Origin of the sequence: Nesiotobacter zosterae (genome assembly GCF_033843645.1) — a bacterium.
Lineage (GTDB): Bacteria > Pseudomonadota > Alphaproteobacteria > Rhizobiales > Stappiaceae > Pseudovibrio > Pseudovibrio zosterae.
In genome coordinates, this window is sequence record NZ_JAWXVZ010000016.1 from 1 (window position 1) to 15,046 (window position 15,046).

The window sequence follows — 15,046 nt, forward strand, 5'->3', positions numbered from 1 at the left end:
GCGGGGCGCCCCCACCCGATCCCATCCCGAACTCGGAAGTGAAACGCCCCTGCGCCAATGGTACTTCGTCTCAAGACGCGGGAGAGTAGGGCGCCGCCGGGCATGATAACAACAATCAAAAACTCTCCAACTGTCCAAGCCAATCAGCTTGAACACACGAAAAGGCCCAACCACGGGCCTTTTCGTGTCTCTTGATACACGAAACTAAAAGTTTGTCGCGGTGGAACAGCCCCGCATCGCCCGCAAGGCCACTGGCCTGAGGACGGGCAAACCAAAAAAGGACCGGGCAACGCCAACGCCCGGCTGGGCACCACAAAAGCCCAAAACACAAGTTTATCGCGGGGTGGAGCAGCCCGGTAGCTCGTCAGGCTCATAACCTGAAGGTCGTAGGTTCAAATCCTACCCCCGCAACCAAATTTAAACCCGCTAACTCATCGAGTTGGCGGGTTTTTCCGTTCTACGGTCAGGTTCACAGATGCGTCTTCTGCAGTGCGCATGCGGGAAGCGACCTGACCTCGGCTACCACAAAAGCCCCAAGGGCCCCGCATCACACGGGGCCTGTGGTTCTTGTCATTCCGTCTGGGTTTAGGCGTTTACGCCTTTCATACCTTCTTCGGTATAGCGATCGCCATAAACCTTCAGTGAGGCCAATTTGGCATCAAAACTCTGCAGATCAGCGGGGCTAAGGGTTACGTCAGCTGCAGCGGCATTCTCTTCAAGATATCTTAGGCGCTTCGTGCCCGGGATGGGAACGATATGTTCTCCCTTGGCAAGCAGCCAGGCAATGCAGAATTGGGCGGGGCTGCAGTTCACTTGGTCTGCGCTAGCGATTACCAAGTCACGGATTTTCTGGTTGTGGCTTAGTGCTTCCTCGGAGAATCTGGGGAGACCCGCACGGAAGTCGCCGCTGTCAAATTGCTGCGTATTGATGACTGTGCCGGTTAAGTAGCCTCGACCGAGCGGGGAATAGGGCACAAACCCAATACCAAGTTCTTCGCAGGTGGGAAGGATTTCTTCTTCCACGTCGCGTGTCCATATGGAGTACTCGGTTTGGATGGCGGTCATGGGATAGACTGCATGGGCGCGGCGTATAGTCGATGCGTTCACTTCGCATAGGCCGATATGGCTGATCTTACCCTCTTCGATCATCCGGGACATTTCGCCTACCGTTTCCTCGATTGGGTGGTCGGGGTTTACGCGGTGAATGTAATAGAGATCAATGTGATCGACGCCTAGCCGTTGCAGCGAGCCTTCAAGGCACTGGCGTGCATATTCTGGTGTGTTGTCAATGGTTCTGGCGTATTGGCCGGGTTTTCTGTTGATGCCAAATTTGCTGGCGATCTTCACTGGCGCCGTTGTTGCTCTTAAGAAGGTGCCCAGTAGTTCCTCATTGTGGTGGGGGCCGTACATGTCAGCGCTATCAAACAAGGTAATGCCAAGGTCTACCGCTCTGGCGAGAACCTCCAGAGATTCCTTGTCGTTGCGTTGGCCGTAAAATTCACTCATGCCCATGCAGCCGAGGCCCATGGATGAGACTTCCAATCCGTTTGCCAAGAGACGTGTTTTCATTGATTTTCCTCTTTCGTTTCTCCCATTGCTGGCATAAGTGTGTTTTGAAAAACAGACGCTGAATTGAAAACCTATTTTTCAAAAATGAGGGGCCTGATGCTGGTTTGGGATGATGCAAAGGCTTTTCTGGCGGTTGCTCGAAAAGGGCAGCTGAGCTCTGCTGCGCAGCACATGGGCCTTGGCATTGCAACGCTGTCCCGGCGGTTGGATCGGCTTGAGGGGGCGCTCGGGGTCAAATTGTTTCAGCGCCATCAGACCGGCTATTCGTTGACGAGTGATGGCGAAGAACTGCTTGAAAAAGCTGAGATGCTGGAAGGTGCAGCCCAGGCGTTTCAGGAGGGGGCTCAACACCAGGCGCAGGTCAGGGGGCGAGTGCGCCTTGCAACAGCGGAAAACTTTGCAAGCCATCTCATAATACCACGGCTCTCGCAGTTTGCGTCACAATATCCAAGTGTCACACTCGACATCGTGACCGAAATACGAACGGCTAACTTACATCGCCGCGACGCTGATCTGGCGCTTCGTCTCGTAAAACCAACCCGAGGAAACATAACGCTGCGGCGGTTAGGGACGCTTGGTTTTGGGCTTTATGCGGGCGGCGCTTTTGTCAATCAGGTATTGGAGAGGAAAAGCGCGCAGCCTCTCACAGAAATGCCTTGGATCTCTTGGGGGGAGGCCTATTCCGACTTGCCAGCTGCGGAGTGGGCCGAGCGGTATTTTGAAGGCGAGCCACGCTTGCTGGCTTCCTCTTTGGCGTCTCACGTCGCCGCCGCGCGGGCCGGGCTTGGCCTCGCGGTTCTGCCGCACTTTTTAGCTCACGGTGCTGGCCTTGTTTGCGTTGAACCAGATATCAGCGTATCGCAGCCAATTTACCTCGTTATTCATTCTGACCTCACGCAGACGCCGCGGGTGCGCGTGACAGCTGATTTTCTGGCTGAGTTGGTAGAAGAAAATCGCGATTGGCTCAGCCACCCAGTGGGGTGAGTGGCCGCATTCCAGCTCGCTTGTCATCTGGTTGCGGCCGTTGCGGATGCGTGTTTCCCCTAATATTAGGCGGCTCATTACAAGCGTAAGCTGCAGATATACCAGCTTTCAATGGCGCTTGGGGTGCTTATGGAATTGGGAGGTGGGAATGCATGGAAATCTGTTTATCTGGCTGGGTCTTGCTGTTGCCCTGAGCCTTGTCGCCACGAACATTATGGACTTCAGCGGCGTAGCCCGCGTGGGGCTTGTTGTGCTTCTTGGCATGCTTGCCGTCAAGAATTATGAGGGCAAATGGGACTAAGCCTGACGCAAAAACGGCGCGCCAATTTTTGACGCGCCGCTTGCAGGGGAACCAAAATCAGATCAAGCCGCGCGCACCTTTTGCAAGAAGGTCGCAATCTGTTGGCCAAGGTCTTCGGCCTGAGCTTTCACCACCTGTGATGCGGAAAGAACATTCCCTGCCGTTTGGCTGGTTTCGCTGGCTGAGGATGTGACGCTGGTCATGTTCTCTGCGACATCACGCGTGCCTGTTGCCGCCTGTTGAACATTCTCGCTGATCTCTGTGGTGGCAGAACCTTGTTGCTCTACTGCCGCAGCGATGGTCTGCGTGATCTCGTTCACATCGCTCATTGTCCGGGAAATGGCGCTGATCGCTTCCACCGCTTCTTTTGAAGAGTTCTGGATGCCAACAATCTGGCTTGAAATCTCCTCGGTTGCCTTGGAAGTCTGATTTGCAAGTTCTTTCACCTCAGCGGCAACAACTGCAAATCCTTTGCCAGCTTCGCCAGCGCGCGCTGCCTCAATGGTGGCATTGAGTGCCAAGAGGTTGGTCTGTTCGGCGATTGCCTGGATCAGGTTGACCACCTCACCAATGCGTTGGGCAGCAGAATCAAGGCTGGAAACCTTGTGGTTTGTGTCTTGCGTTGTGGCTGTGGCATTTGCGACCACGCCTTGGGTCTGACCAACCTGACGGCTGATTTCTTCGATCGAGGCCGCCAGTTCTTCTGCTGCAGAGGCAACTGTCTGAACGTTTGTCGAAGCCTCTTCCGAGGATGCAGCTGCGGTTGTTGCCCGCGCAGTGGTGTCTTCGGAAATGCCGGTCAGGACGCGGGCCGTTTGCTCCATGTCCATGGAGGTGGTGCCGACCGTTTGCAGGCTCTCCTGAATGTTGGCATCGAATTCCGCAATCAGCTGGTCGATGTACTTCTGACGGGCCTGGCGTGCTTCCTGCTCTTGTTCGGATTCACTTTGTAGCTTCTTCCGTTCAACAGCATTTTCGACAAAGACCTCAAGGGCCTGAGCCATTTGGCCGATTTCATCCTTGCGTTCGGTATAGTCTACCTCTGTGTCGACATCGCCTTCAGTCAGCCCATGCATGCGCTTGGTCAGGTGCATAACTGGTTTTGCGATAGAGCTGCCGATAAACCACATAATGGCAATACCGATAGCAATGCAGAGCAAGGCGGTGAAGATTGCAGTGTTGCGGGTCTCGTTGGCAACAGCCAGCAGCTCCGCTTCATCCACGGCAATGATGGCGTACCAAGCGCCGTTGGTTTCGGCCACCTGGAAGGGGCGTACCACCACCTTTTGTCCATTGTGCTCAATGATCTTGGGCTGAGAGGTCACGCCGGAAATCAATGACTTTGTATCTGCATCAATCTCTTGCCCGAGAACGCTGGTGTCCGTGTTGGCGACCCAAAGGCCTGTCTTGTCGACGAGCCCCACGTAGCCTGTTTCGAACTTGCGGCTATCCTTGATCATTTGGGAGAGATCATTGAGGAACACATCAATGGTGATTGCCCCGATGGCCGCATTCTGAGGATTGTACATCGGTGTGGTTACAGAAACCGCCAACACGGTTTCACCAGCAACCTCAAAGGTGTAAGGCGCTGTAATGATGTCTTGACGCGCGTTGACGGCGGCGTAATACCAGTTGTCCGCAGCGCCATTTTCCATCTTCGCGTGGCGCCACTCGACGGCCCCGCCATTGCGGTAAAAGTAGGGATTGAACTGACCATTGTGGTTAGAGTAACCGTCCCCACGGTGGTCGCTGTCTTTGCCGACAACATCCGGCTGGAACACAGGCGTTACACCCGACAGGCCTTCGTTTTCCGCAAGGAAGTCGCGGGTAACATTACCAAGAGCTTCACGGGTAACGTCTGAGTAGAGGAGAATCTTTTCATAGGCATCAGACAGGTTGCCCGCTGCCTGAAGTGCGACGCCAACTTCCTGATTGGCTCGAATTGCCTGGACCTCAGAGTCCTCAAGCAAGATCTTCTCACCCTCATGATGAGCCATGGTCGATAGCAGCATCGTAATAACGATGATGAGGGCGGCAAAGCCCACAACGGTTACCGCCGTTGACGCGGTAAAAATGCGAAGACGTAGTGACATGGTGCCCCGTACCAGATCTCTGAAATTGACTGACTAAAATTGCTTATGTGACAAGAATTAATCTGAACTTAATTCAGCTATCGACTGCCGTGTCTGACTTCGGGTTTTCGTGTTGTCCGCTCTACTTAACTGTAATGAAACCGGTATTTTTTAATCCGGACTCTCAATGCGTACTGGCGCAAGGAGGGGTTGGAAAATGTCTCTAGAAATATTGTTGCCAGAAAATATCTTGTATTATTAGAGAGTTATTCGAATTGGCGCGATTGCGGCTGTTTTCGGTCGCGGGTAAGCTGCTCTTGAGAGCATCTTTTGGTTGCAGGCGGCGGCGGGTTTCGAGGCCTCAAAACAATTTGATGAATTTTTTTTGACAATTAGGTCCGTTTTGTTGCTGCATATAAAAATGCCGGCGCATTTGTGATGCGCCGGCATTTTTCGAGCGGGGTGATTTGGGTCTAGGCGTTGCGAACGCTCTGCAGGAAAGTGGCAATGTTATCCTGCAAATTGTCGGCTTGAGTCTTCAATGTCTCAGAAGCTGACAGTACTTGGGAAGCAGTAGCGCTTGTCTCTGTGGCAGAGACCGTGACGCCGGACATGTTTTCCGCAACATTGCGGGTGCCCGCCGCGGCTTGCTGAACGTTTTCACTGATTTCCGTTGTAGCTGCGCCTTGTTGCTCAACTGCGGCCGCAATCGTCTGGGTGATGTCATTGACGTCGCCCATTGTCTTGGAGATCGCGCCAATCGCCTCCACGGCTTCTCGCGATGAGTTCTGAATGCCAACGATTTGGCTGGAGATCTCTTCGGTTGCCTTAGAGGTTTGATTTGCCAGCTCTTTTACTTCTGCGGCCACCACGGCAAAGCCCTTGCCTGCCTCACCCGCGCGAGCGGCTTCGATGGTCGCGTTAAGCGCGAGAAGGTTGGTTTGTTCGGCAATGGCCTGAATCAGGGTTACCACTTCGCCGATGCGCTGCGCCGCGGCATCAAGACTCTCAACCTTCTCGTTGGTGTTCTTGGTGGTCGCGGTTGCATTGGTGACAACGCCCTGTGTGTGGCCAACCTGACGGCTGATTTCCTCAATGGATGCAGCAAGTTCTTCTGCAGCTGAGGCGACCGTCTGCACATTGGAGGAGGCCTCCTCCGCCGAGGCGGCTGCCGTGGTCGAGCGGGAGGTGGTGCTTTCCGCAATGCCCGCCAACACCTTTGCGGTTTCTTCCAGATCAACAGAGTTTGAAGAAACAGTGCGCAGGCTCTCTTGAATGCTTGCATCGAAGTCGCTGATCAGCTGATCAATCAGTTTCTGGCGCTGGAGGCGTGCTTCTTGCTCCTGCTCAGATTCCGTTTGCAGCTGCTTGCGTTCGATCGCGTTGGCAACGAACACCTTAAGTGCTTGCGCCATCTGGCCAATTTCGTCAGAGCGCTCAGTGTACTGGACAGGCGTGTCGGTGTCGCCCTCCGTCAGCGCATTCATGCGTTCCGTGGTTCTCATCACCGGCTTAGCGATGGATGTCCCCACCAACCACATGATGCCCGTGCCCATCACAAGGCAGAGCAGCGCGGTAATGATGGCCGAGTTACGGGTGCTGTTTGCTGAAGCCAGTAGTTCGGCTTCTTCAACAGCAACGACCGCGTACCAGGTTTGGTTGGTGCCGCGGATCTTGAAGGGGCGGATCGCTACCTGCTGTCCCTCGACCTCGAACACGCGCACGCTGTCATTTGTTCTTTCAATCAATGACTTAAGGTCATCTGGTACGGCTTTGGTCAACTGCTCAGGGTCGCTATAAACCGCCCAGGTAAAGCTGCTGCTGACAATGCCAACATAGCCCGTTTCAAAACGGCGGTTGCTTTCCACCTTTTCCAGGAGGTCATTCAAGAACACGTCGCCCACGACGCCGCCAATTGCTTGGCCCTTGGCGTTGAACATTGGCACGGTAGCGGATACCGCGAGCACAGTTTCTCCAGCAACATCAAAGCTGTAAGGCGCTGTCACGAAGTCTGAGCGCTCGGTGATGGCGGGTGTGTACCAGCTGCCCGGGTCGTTGAGCATGCCAGCAAGGCGCCAGTCGATTTGACCGTCGTTACGGAAAAAGTACGGCTCAAATTGTCCCAACTCGTTGGAATAACTCTTGTTTTTGAAGTCTGCATCGTTGCCGAGTGCATTGGGTTCAAAGATTACGGAGACGCCGGTCAAGCTTGGGTTGCTGGAAAGCAAACCACGGGCGATCTCAGCGATCTCATCACGTGTAACATCCGTGAACTTTAGCTGGTTCTCGAAAACGTCCGCAAAGCTGATGGCAGCCCCGTGTACCTTGTCGAGTTCTTCCGTTGTCTGAAGGGACATAACCGCAGTGTTTTCAACGAGAAGCTCTTCGCCTGTCTCGTTTGCGTTCTGACCCATCAGCATGGTGACTACAGTAATCAGTGCAATAAAGCCGACGATGAAAACGGCGTTTGCAGCTGTAAAAATTCGGAGTCGCAGTGACATTTTGCCCTCGATGCCTTGCAAGTACATCACCCGGTAGGGCAGAGACCTACTGCACCCACCAAAGCATGAATCTGGCTAAATCACACGGAGCAGCATACTTCAGCTTCCGGTTGCTTTAGCGCCCTTGTCAGAAATACCCCATCTGACATTGTGCCAAGCTTAAGGCCCAGAAAATTGCCAAAAAGTGAATTTTCGAACTCGTTCGTATTATATATTACCGGCTACGCCCAGTTGAACTTGGTTCGACAAAATACGGATTTATTCCCGCGTCTTTGACTGAACTGCATTCAATTGTGCTCGGGCAAAGAAAAACGGCCCCAGTTGCCTGAGGCCGTTTGCGTCGGTTTGAATGAAACCGGGATTTTATGCGCTGCGAACGTTGGTCAGGAACGTTGCGATGTTGTCCTGCAGGTGATCGGCCTGAGACTTGAGCGTTTCGGAGGCCGAGAGCACCTGAGATGCCGTTGCGCTGGTCTCGCTTGCTGAGGCTGTCACGCCGGACATGTTCTCTGCAACGTCTCTTGTTCCAGCAGCGGCCTGCTGAACGTTCTCACTGATCTCAGTGGTCGCGGCCCCCTGTTGTTCAACAGCAGCTGCGATGGTCTGGGTAATCTCGTTGACGTCGTTCATTGTCTTGGAGATGGCGCCGATTGCATCCACTGCTTCACGAGAGGAACTCTGAATGCCGATGATCTGAGAGGAGATCTCTTCCGTTGCCTTCGAGGTCTGGGTCGCAAGCTCCTTCACTTCGGCTGCTACAACCGCGAAGCCCTTGCCTGCTTCACCGGCTCGTGCTGCCTCGATGGTGGCATTCAGGGCGAGCAGGTTGGTCTGTTCAGCAATGGCCTGAATGAGAGTGACCACTTCACCAATTCGTTGCGCAGCGGCATCCAGGCTTTCCACCTTGTCGTTTGTTGACTGGGTGGTGCTGGTTGCATTGGCAACTACGTTCTGGGTGTGACCAACCTGACGGCTGATCTCTTCAATTGACGCCGCCAGTTCTTCGGCCGCGGAGGCAACCGTCTGAACGTTGGTGGACGCTTCTTCGGAGGAGGCAGCAGCCGTGGTGGAACGGGATGTCGTGCTTTCAGCAATGCCAGCCAACACTTTGGCCGTGTCTTCAAGCTCCAGAGAGTTGGTGGAAACGCTGCGCAGGCTCTCTTGAACGCTGGCGTCAAACTCCGAGATGAGCTGGTCGATGACCCTCTGGCGCATCTGACGCGCTTCCTGTTCCTTTTCAGATTCCGTTTGCAGTTTGGCGCGCTCAAGGGCGTTTTCAACGAATACTTCAAGCGCTTGCGCCATCTGACCGATCTCGTCACTACGGTCGGTGTAGTCAACCGGTGTGTCCGTGTCGCCTTCGGTGAGGGCGTTCATCCGGTCCGTGGTGCGCATGATTGGCTTGGCAATAGAGGAGCCGACCAGCCACATGATAACCGTGCCGATGACCACACAGAAAATGGCGGCAAGGATGGCCCAGTTCCGGGTGCTGTATGCGGTTGCCAGCAACTCTGCCTTGTCAACGGAAACGATCGCATACCATTTGTGGTCTGTTCCCAGAAGATCGAACGGGCGAACGGCAATCTTGTGGTCGCCCACGTCCACAACAGTCGCCGTGTTGGCGGCCTGCGCCATCAGATCCTTGATCTCGGCGTTGACCGGCGCTGCGATCAACTCACGATCGGTGTTGGCGATCCACATACCGTTGTCGTTGGCGATGCCCACATACCCGGTTTCAAACTTGCGAGATGCGTCGACTTTTTCAACCAGTTGATTGAGGAATACATCTACGACGATACCGCCAATCGGTTTGTCCGACTTGTCGTACATTGGTGTGGTTGCCGAAACTGCCACAACCATTTCGCCGCCAACGTCGAAGGTATACGGGTCGGTGACAATGTTTTTGGAGTTGTTGACGGCAGCGTAGTACCAGGTTTCTGGTGAATCCGTCAGCATGCCTGCCAAGCGCCAATCGATCTTGCCATTGGCCCGAAAGAAGTATGGCTCGAACTGGCCAAGCGCGTTGGAGTAGCCCACGCTCTTGTTGTCAGCGTCTTGTCCAACTGTGTTCGGCTCCAGAACCGTTGTCACACCCGTCAGATGCGCATTCTCGTCAAGGAAGTCTCGGACGATTGCCGCGATCTCGTCGCGGGAAATGTCCGTGTGCTCAATGCTCTTTTCCAAGGCGTCTGAGAGGCTGGTAGCGGCAAGCTGCGACAAGGAGATCTCCTGTTCAGCGTGGTAGGCCTGGATGCTGGCGTTTTCCAGCAGCAGCTCTTTGCCGTTTTGTTGAGCCATATTTGACATCAGCACGCCGACGATGGTGATGAGTGCTATCAATCCGACAACAAGGATGAGGTTGGATGACGAGAAAATTTTGACTCGAAGAGACATGCGACTACCAAAAGCTCCGAATGATCATTGGGTTCAGCGGTAGGGCTTATGCCTTAATTGAGCCTTAATCTCCGTGCGCGCGTGACGGGTAAATCCGGGCCTGTTCTTCGCAGTTTTCTGCGTTTCCTTGCTGATCAAAGGAGTGCCGGATCAGCAGCGGTCTGCCGCGATGCGCTGCATTCTTGCAAATTTTACTAATATTCTTATGGGGTTATCCGAACCGCATTCGACTTGTTGACGCTCCGACTTTTGTTGAATGCTGGCTGGCGCTTCGGTGCAGTCTGCTGATTTGTGCATCCGTAATACTGCACAGGTAATTTGATGAATTTTTTTTGACATGCGGACGAACGCGTTCGAGCAAAAAGAAACCGGCTCCGCCAAGCGAAGCCGGTTCGGTTTTTCCAATGTGAGTCGCTTATCAGGCGCTGCGCACGTTGTTGAGGAACGTTGCGATGTTTTCCTGCAGACTGTCGGACTGGGCCTTCAGCGTTTCGGAAGCCGCAAGCACCTGGGCGGCTGTTGCACTTGTTTCGCTGGCAGAAGCCGTGACACCAGACATGTTTTCAGCGACGTCGCGGGTGCCCGTGGCCGCCTGCTGCACGTTTTCACTGATCTCCGTGGTGGCCGCGCCTTGTTGTTCAACCGCAGCGGCAATGGTCTGAGTGATGCTGTTGACGTCACCCATCGTTTTGGCAATGGCAGCAATGGCTTCCACAGCCTCCTTGGAGGAGTTCTGGATGCCGATGATCTGAGAGGAGATCTCCTCCGTTGCCTTGGAGGTCTGGGTTGCCAGCTCCTTGACTTCAGAGGCCACCACCGCAAAGCCCTTGCCTGCTTCACCAGCGCGGGCCGCCTCAATGGTTGCGTTGAGGGCGAGAAGGTTGGTCTGCTCAGCAATTGCCTGAATCAAGGTCACAACTTCGCCAATGCGCTGCGCGGCTGCGTCAAGGCTTGCGACTTTTTCGTTTGTGGTCTGGGTGGTGCTGGTTGCGTTTGAGACAACCCCTTGCGTGTGGCCAACCTGCCGGCTGATCTCTTCAATGGAAGTTGCCAGTTCTTCCGCCGCGGATGCCACCGTTTGGACATTGGCGGAAGCCTCTTCAGAGGACGCAGCTGCCGTTGTGGAGCGTGACGTGGTGCTCTCTGCAATACCAGTGAGAACCTTTGCGGTCTCTTCCAGCTCCAGTGAGTTGGAGGAAACCGTGCGCAAGCTTTCCTGAATGCAGGCGTCAAAGTCGGAGATGAGCTGGTCGATGAGCTTTTGCCGTGCGAGGCGCGCTTCCTGCTCTTGCTCGGACTCGGCTTGCAACGCTTCCCGTTCGATGGCGTTCTCCACGAAGACCTCAAGGGCCATTGCCATCTGGCCGATTTCGTCTTTGCGCTCGATGTACTGCACCGGCGTTGTGGTGTCGCCTTGGGTCAGTGCGTTCATGCGCTCAGTGGTGCGAACAACCGGCTTGGCAATGGACGTGCCCACAAGCCACATGACAACTGTGCCGACCGCCAAACACAAGAAGGCGACCAGAATGGCGGTGTTGCGGGTGCTGGTGGCGTGCTCAAGAAGCTCTGCATTGTCAACGGCAACGATGGAGTACCATTTCTCGTGTGTGCCCCGTAGAACAAACGGCTTTACGACAAGTTTCCAGTCGCCATGTTCGAAAACGCGCTCGCTTTCTGAGGTCTGGCCTACGAGATCCAATATGTCGTCTGGTGCTTTCTGGCCAAGGCGTGCCTCATCGCTGTTTGCTGCATACACACCGTTGCTGCTGAGAATGCCGACATAGCCAGTTTCAAAACGGCGGGCGCCTTCATAAGCCGCGGCAAGGCGGTCCAGATAAATGTCTGTTGCAATCACACCCATTGGTTTGTTCGAGGCGTCAAAGATTGGTGTGGATGCCGTTACCGCGCGAATGGTCTTGCCGCCAGCTTCAAAGCTGTACGGGTGGGTGACCACATCATCGCCGCTGCGTAGCGCTGCGCCATACCAGGCATCGGAGTTTGCATCGGTTGCGTTCACTTCTCGCCAGCTGATGCCTTGCGGGCCACGAGCAAAAGCGAGGCTGAAGCGACCGTTTGCATTGGAAAATCCCTGGCCCTGATTTGCCTTGTCTGCGCCCAGCCGGTCTGGTTCCAGCACAACAAGAAAGCCGTTCAGATCCTTGTTGTCATCAAAGTAGTCGCGCGCGGCTTTGGCCAGCAGATCTCTGCTCAGTTCGGTGTGTGCCGCGAACTTGCTTACGGTGTCTGCGAAGCTTGCGGTTTTGAGCTGTGCGTTTTCGAAGATTGCCTGCGCCTGATAGGTCTGTGACGCGGCATTTTCCAAGATTAGCTCTTCGCCAGACTGATCAGCGTTTTGCGCGATCAAAACCGTGACAACCGAAATAAGAGCGACGAAACCTACAATGAACACGGCGTTCGCTGCAGAGAAAATTCTGAGGCTGAGAGACATACACATCACCTGAATGGGTTGATTGGCGCAATCTGCGCTTCAGGCGCTATATCCGCTTCAAATGTTAAGTGAAGATGAACTCGCTTTGATAAGGAAGTAGAGAAGAAAATATATCATCTCTGTTGGGCAATGGAGAATGGAAATAATCGATTTTTCCGCTGAAACTTGCGCGAGGCTTGCCAAATATTCAAGTATACGGATCTTTATATTTCACGCCGGTGTGATTTGCGACTCGATTTGCTTTATTAGCTGGCTTCTTGGGTCTGTTGTTTTAAAATGCAGTGTAAAATGGCACGTTAAAAGGGCTGGCTTCCAGTGGAAAACCAGCCCTCAGGTGTGCTTGAACTGTGCAGCTGCGGTCAGGCGCTGCGGACGTTGTGCAGGAAGCTGGCGATGTTGTCCTGAAGGTTGTCTGCCTGTGCCATGAGGGCTTCAGAGGCTGAAAGAACCTGCGCGGCTGTTGCGCTCGTTTCACTGGCAGATGCCGTGACGCCGGACATGTTTTCCGCTACGTCGCGGGTGCCGGTGGCTGCCTGCTGCACGTTTTCGCTGATCTCCGTTGTGGCCGCGCCTTGTTGCTCCACTGCTGCAGCAATGGACTGAGTGATGTTGTTGACATCGCCCATCGTCTTGGCAATGGCACCAATGGCTTCAACGGCCTCCTTGGAGGAGTTTTGGATGCCCACGATCTGGCTGGAGATCTCTTCCGTTGCCTTGGAGGTCTGGTTTGCCAGTTCTTTTACCTCTGCGGCCACGACGGCAAAGCCCTTACCTGCTTCACCAGCGCGGGCGGCCTCAATGGTGGCATTGAGCGCAAGCAGGTTTGTTTGTTCTGCGATGGCCTGAATGAGCGTGAGCACTTCGCCAATGCGCTGTGCGGCTGCATCGAGGCTTTCGACCTTGCCGTTTGTGGTTTGCGTTGTTGTGGTGGCGCTTGCGACCACGCCTTGGGTGTGGCCAACCTGACGGCTGATCTCTTCGATTGACGCGGCGAGTTCCTCGGCAGCCGAGGCAACCGTTTGCACGTTGGTGGAGGCTTCTTCAGAAGAAGCGGCGGCCGTGGTGGAGCGGGAGGTCGTGCTTTCCGCAATGCCGGTCAGCACCTTCGCGGTTTCCTTGAGCTCCAACGAATTGGTGGAGACGTTGTTCAAGCTTTCCTTGACGCTGGCGTCAAAGTCAGCAATCAGCTGGTCAATTCGCTTCTGGCGTTCCAGACGCGCCATCTGCTCTTGTTCAGAGTCGCTCTGAAGCTGCTCACGTTCAATTGCGTTCTTGACGAAGACTTCCAGTGCTGACGCCATCTGGCCGATTTCATCGCTGCGGTCTGTGTATTCAACCGGTGTTGCGGTGTCACCCTCTGTGAGGCCGTGCATGCGCTCTGTTGTGCGAATGATTGGCTTGGCGATGTTGGAGCCGACCAGCCACATGACAACCGTTCCGATGGCAATGGCCAGAAGGGCGACGATGATGGCAGTGTTTCGCGTGGTGTTGGCACGGGCGAGCAGCTCGGTGTTGTCAACGGTGAGCACGGCGTACCAGACTTGCTCTGTGCCGGGCAGCGTGAACGGGCTGACGCCGGTGCGCTGATCACCGGTTTCAAAAACTGTTGTTGCGCTTTGGGCCTGCTTGGTCAGGTCCAGCACGCCAGGGGCGGCCTCCTGGCCGATGAGGGATGTGTTGCTGTTGGCCACCCAGACGCCGTTGTCTGCGATGATGCCCACGTACCCGGTCTGGAACTTTTTGGTGGCCGTGATCTGGTCGGTGATTTCGTTCAAGGTGATGTCGACGATGGCGGCGCCGATCACATTTCTGGCGCTGTCAAACATGGGGTTGATCGCGGAAATCATCAGGACCGTTTCGCCGTTGAGTTCATACTCATATGGGGCGGTCATGACGGTCTTCTTGGCGCGGACCGCTGGATAATACCAAACCTCTGGCGCGTCGGTGAGCATGCCTACAAGGCTGCTGTCCACGCCGCCATTGGCACGGAACATGTAAGCCTCGAACTGTCCGTTGGCGTTGGACAGGCCGGTGTTCTTGTGGTCGGCATCGCGGCCGATCACGTCAGGCTCCAGAATGGTGGAGAAGGCGAGCAGCTTGTCGTTTGTGCTGAGGAAGTGGCGCGCCATCGCGGCGATGTCATCTCGCGACGGGTTGAGGTTGGCAATGGCACCTTCATAGGCATCGGCCATGGTCGCTGCGGCGTGCTCGTAAACGCCGATGCTGGCGTGAGCGATGTTGCCCTGAAGTTTTGCGTTCTCAAGCATCAGATCTTCGCCGTCGTGCTCAGCCATGCTGGACATCAAAACGGTGACTATGCTGATGAGCGCAACAAAACCAATTACGAGAATGAGGTTCGAATACGTGAAAATTTTCAGCTTGAGAGACATTGAACCGCGCCACTGTTTGTTACTGGTCGATGCTTCAGCGTCAGGCAGCAGTGCTTAACTCATCCTTAATCGATGAAGCCAGTTGGGCCTTGAGGTGACGCTTATGGAAGGGCGGAGCGTGGCGTGGACCAGTGGGGCGGCGGGGCCAGTTGGTGCTTTGGCGGCAAGAACGGGTGGTGAGGGGTGTGGCTTGATTATTCGCATTTTCTAATAAAAGACCAAGCGGTGATAAGGGGTTGGCTTCGTGCGAGGATCGTTGAAGCGCGCTTGCTGTCGTTTTGAGAAGGGCTCTCTGAATTTTACTTCAGGCGAGTAAATAATTTTCAAGCCGCGTTTTGATGGTTGTATTAAACTTTGGTGACTACTTTAGTTTTTTGGGGATGTGA

The 15,046-nt window shown here is 54.7% G+C and carries 8 protein-coding genes, 1 tRNA gene and 1 rRNA gene; 4 read left to right on the forward strand and 6 right to left on the reverse strand.

The genetic code is table 11. From position 1 onward, the window contains the following. Both rrf and Q3Y58_RS18230 read left to right on the forward strand, forming a co-directional pair. Positions 1-102: ribosomal RNA gene (rrf, locus tag Q3Y58_RS18225) — 5S ribosomal RNA — on the forward strand; the annotation flags it as partial. 235 nt (positions 103-337) lie between these two features. Continuing rightward, positions 338-414, forward strand: a tRNA-Met gene (locus tag Q3Y58_RS18230). Positions 415-585: 171 nt separating this feature from the next. Here the strand turns inward: Q3Y58_RS18230 and Q3Y58_RS18235 are convergent. Beyond that, positions 586-1,569: an aldo/keto reductase gene (locus Q3Y58_RS18235; RefSeq protein WP_319623246.1), complete on the reverse strand. Its 984-nt coding sequence runs from the start codon at positions 1,567-1,569 to the stop codon at positions 586-588. A gap of 96 nt (positions 1,570-1,665) precedes the next feature. Here Q3Y58_RS18235 and Q3Y58_RS18240 point away from each other — a divergent pair, with 96 nt between their 5' ends. Next, positions 1,666-2,553, forward strand: coding sequence for a LysR family transcriptional regulator (locus tag Q3Y58_RS18240; protein ID WP_319623247.1), 888 nt, complete (start codon positions 1,666-1,668; stop codon positions 2,551-2,553). 148 nt (positions 2,554-2,701) lie between these two features. Further along, positions 2,702-2,854 (forward strand): hypothetical protein, encoded by a 153-nt coding sequence (locus tag Q3Y58_RS18245; protein WP_274220229.1) that lies wholly within the window; start codon positions 2,702-2,704, stop codon positions 2,852-2,854. Positions 2,855-2,916: 62 nt separating this feature from the next. Here Q3Y58_RS18245 and Q3Y58_RS18250 read toward each other — a convergent pair whose 3' ends face one another. The 5 genes from Q3Y58_RS18250 to Q3Y58_RS18270 all read right to left on the reverse strand — a co-directional run bounded on the left by Q3Y58_RS18250 (position 2,917) and on the right by Q3Y58_RS18270 (position 14,660). Further along, positions 2,917-4,947, reverse strand: coding sequence for a methyl-accepting chemotaxis protein (locus tag Q3Y58_RS18250; RefSeq protein WP_319623248.1), 2,031 nt, complete (start codon positions 4,945-4,947; stop codon positions 2,917-2,919). A 452-nt stretch (positions 4,948-5,399) separates the two neighbouring features. Next, positions 5,400-7,427, reverse strand: a complete 2,028-nt coding sequence (locus Q3Y58_RS18255; protein WP_319623249.1) for a methyl-accepting chemotaxis protein — start codon at positions 7,425-7,427, stop codon at positions 5,400-5,402. Positions 7,428-7,790: 363 nt separating this feature from the next. After that, on the reverse strand, positions 7,791-9,821 hold the full coding sequence (locus Q3Y58_RS18260) for a methyl-accepting chemotaxis protein (protein WP_319623250.1): 2,031 nt from the start codon (positions 9,819-9,821) through the stop codon (positions 7,791-7,793). 418 nt (positions 9,822-10,239) lie between these two features. Beyond that, positions 10,240-12,270: a methyl-accepting chemotaxis protein gene (locus Q3Y58_RS18265; RefSeq protein WP_319623251.1), complete on the reverse strand. Its 2,031-nt coding sequence runs from the start codon at positions 12,268-12,270 to the stop codon at positions 10,240-10,242. Between the two features lie 359 nt (positions 12,271-12,629). Next, positions 12,630-14,660: a methyl-accepting chemotaxis protein gene (locus tag Q3Y58_RS18270; protein WP_319623252.1), complete on the reverse strand. Its 2,031-nt coding sequence runs from the start codon at positions 14,658-14,660 to the stop codon at positions 12,630-12,632. Positions 14,661-15,046: the final 386 nt, after the last annotated feature.

Bases quoted from the DNA above. Each gene is read 5' to 3' on its own strand.
- Q3Y58_RS18245 (WP_274220229.1), top strand. From the start codon at position 2,702: ATGCATGGAAATCTGTTTATCTGGCTGGGTCTTGCTGTTGCCCTGAGC.
- Q3Y58_RS18270 (WP_319623252.1), bottom strand. From the start codon at position 14,660: ATGTCTCTCAAGCTGAAAATTTTCACGTATTCGAACCTCATTCTCGTA.
- Q3Y58_RS18250 (WP_319623248.1), bottom strand. From the start codon at position 4,947: ATGTCACTACGTCTTCGCATTTTTACCGCGTCAACGGCGGTAACCGTT.
- Q3Y58_RS18260 (WP_319623250.1), bottom strand. From the start codon at position 9,821: ATGTCTCTTCGAGTCAAAATTTTCTCGTCATCCAACCTCATCCTTGTT.
- Q3Y58_RS18255 (WP_319623249.1), bottom strand. From the start codon at position 7,427: ATGTCACTGCGACTCCGAATTTTTACAGCTGCAAACGCCGTTTTCATC.
- Q3Y58_RS18240 (WP_319623247.1), top strand. From the start codon at position 1,666: ATGCTGGTTTGGGATGATGCAAAGGCTTTTCTGGCGGTTGCTCGAAAA.
- Q3Y58_RS18235 (WP_319623246.1), bottom strand. From the start codon at position 1,569: ATGAAAACACGTCTCTTGGCAAACGGATTGGAAGTCTCATCCATGGGC.
- Q3Y58_RS18265 (WP_319623251.1), bottom strand. From the start codon at position 12,270: ATGTCTCTCAGCCTCAGAATTTTCTCTGCAGCGAACGCCGTGTTCATT.